Genomic DNA, 2,758 nt, shown 5'->3' with positions numbered 1-2,758 from the left:
GCTGATGGAAAGGCCGAGGCCAGTGCCGCCATATTTGCGGCTGGTCGTGCCGTCGGCCTGCTGAAAGGCCTCGAAGATAAGCTTTTGCTTGTCTTCCGGAATGCCGATCCCGGTATCGGTAACGGCGATCGCCAGCGCCCGGGGGCCCGCACCGTTCTTGCGGCCGGTTCTCTCGGCATGGATGTTCAGGATCACCTCGCCGTTGGAAGTGAATTTGAAGGCATTGGACAGCAGATTGAGCACGATCTGCTGCAGCCGCTTTTCGTCCGTGCGGATCGTCTCAGGCAGGGCTTGCTCGATCTTGATGGTGAAGCCGAGCCCCTTGTCAGCCGCAAGCTGTCTGAAAGTCCGCTCCATATGCTGGCGCAGGTGTGCGAGCGGCATGTCGTTGATTTCGATCGACACCGTGCCGGACTCGATCTTGGAAAGATCCAGTATGTCGTTGATGAGGCTGAGCAGGTCGGTACCTGCCGAGTTGATCGTACGCGCGAAATCGATCTGCTTGTCGTTCAGATTCCCCTGCTGGTTTGTCGCAAGCAGATTGGACAGGATCAAAAGCGAATTTAGCGGCGTCCTCAGCTCGTGACTCATGTTCGCCAGGAATTCGGATTTGTATTTGGAGGTCAGCGCCAGCTGCTCGGCCTTCTCCTCCAGAGCCCGCCTGGCCATCTCGATCTCGAGATTCTTGTTTTCCACCTGCTTCTTTTCATTCTCGAGCAGTTGCGCCTTTTCCTGCAGCTCCTCATTGGTGGCGTGAAGCTCTTCCTGCTTCTTGGTGAGCTCGGTCTGACGCGACTGCAGTTCCGGACGTCAGAAGCTGCGATTGCTTGAGAAGCCCTTCCGTGCGCATGGTCGCGGCGATCGTGTTGAGCACGATACCGACCGATTCCATGAGCTGCTCCAGGAAAAGGCGGTGCGTATCGCTGAACCGGCTGAACGAAGCCAGTTCGATAACCGCCTTGACCTCGTCCTCGAACAATGCCGGCAGGACGATGGCGCTCGCCGGCGGGGCCTCGCCCAGGCCGGAGGTGATGCGCAGGAAGCTCGATGGGACGTCATCGAGCATGATTGCCCGTTTGTCGGCGGCGCACTGCCCGATCAGGCCTTCGCGGAAGTCGACCCGTTGGCGGACGGTGGCCTTGCCTTCGGCGGCGTAGGACGCGGCCAGTTCCAGATAGGATTCTTCCTCGTCGCGATTGGTGACGTAGAACAGGCCATATTGCGCGTTCACCAGCGGCGCGAGCTCGGAAATGATCATCCGCGAAACCGTGGCAAGGTCCCGCTCGCCCTGCAGCATGCGCGAGAAACGGGCGAGATTGGTCTTCAGCCAATCCTGCTCGGCATTCTTCAAGGTCTGGTCCTTGAGGTTGCGGATCATCTCGTTGATGTTGTCCTTCAGCGCCGCGACCTCGCCGGAGGCCTGCACGCTGATCGAGCGGGTGAGGTCGCCCTTGGTCACCGCGGTCGACACTTCGGCGATGGCCCGGACCTGGGTCGTCAGGTTCGCCGCCAGCTGATTGACGTTGTCGGTCAGGTCGCGCCACAGGCCGGCGGCGCCCGGCACCCTGGCCTGGCCGCCGAGCTTGCCCTCGATGCCGACCTCGCGAGCCACGTTGGTCACCTGATCCGCGAAGGTCGCCAGCGTCTCGATCATGCCGTTGATCGTGTCCGCCAGAGAAGCGATCTCGCCCTTGGCATCGACCGCAAGCTTGCGCTTCAGATTGCCCTGGGCAACCGCGGTGACGACGTCGGCAATGCCGCGCACCTGGTTGGTCAGATTGGTCGCCATCAGATTGACGTTGTCGGTCAAGTCCTTCCAGGTACCGGCCACACCCTCCACCCGAGCCTGACCGCCGAGCTTGCCTTCGGTGCCGACTTCGCGCGCCACGCGCGTCACCTCGCCGGCGAACGAGTTGAGCTGGTCGACCATGGTGTTGATGGTCGACTTCAGCTCCAGGATCTCGCCTTTCACATCGACGGTGATCTTCTTGGACAGGTCGCCTCGCGCCACCGCTGTGGTAACTTCTGCGATGTTGCGAACCTGACCGGTGAGGTTCTCGGCCATCGAGTTGACGTTGTCGGTCAGGTCCTTCCAGGTGCCGGCGACGCCGCGCACCTGTGCCTGACCGCCGAGCTTGCCTTCGGTGCCGACCTCGCGCGCCACGCGCGTCACTTCCGAGGCAAAGGAGTTCAATTGGTCCACCATCGTGTTGATGGTGTCCTTGAGCTCCAGGATTTCACCGCGCACATCGACCGTGATCTTTTTCGACAGATCACCGAGTGCGACGGCGGTCGTCACCTCCGCAATGTTGCGCACTTGGCCCGTGAGATTGGCGGCCATGGCGTTGACGTTGTCGGTGAGGTCCTTCCAGGTGCCGGCAACACCGCGCACCTGCGCCTGTCCGCCGAGCTTGCCGTCGGAACCCACTTCGCGGGCGACGCGCGTCACCTCCGAGGCGAAGGAGTTCAACTGATCCACCATCGTATTGATGACGTCCTTGATCTGCAGGATTTCGCCCAAGGCGTCGACGGTGATCTTCTGGGTCAGGTCGCCGGTGGCGATTGCGGTCGCGACCTTGGAGACGTCGCGCAACTGCACGGTCAAATTGCCGGCCATCGCGTTGACATTGTCGGTCAGATCCTTCCAGGTGCCGCCGACGCCCTCGACATGCGCCTGACCTCCCAGTTTGCCTTCCGAGCCCACTTCGCGCGCCACGCGGGTGACCTCCGACGCGAATGAATTGAGCTGGTCCACCAT

1 pseudogene is annotated in these 2,758 nt (G+C 61.6%); it reads right to left on the bottom strand.

Annotation, left to right across the window (positions count from 1 at the left end):
• A pseudogene (locus EOA60_RS27380) lies at positions 1 to 2,758 on the bottom strand (HAMP domain-containing protein); the annotation flags it as partial.

It is taken from the genome of Mesorhizobium sp. M1A.F.Ca.IN.020.06.1.1 (genome assembly GCF_004023265.1).
In the GTDB taxonomy this organism is placed as follows: Bacteria; Pseudomonadota; Alphaproteobacteria; order Rhizobiales; family Rhizobiaceae; genus Mesorhizobium.
This window is presented reverse-complemented; position numbering and strand designations above follow the sequence as displayed.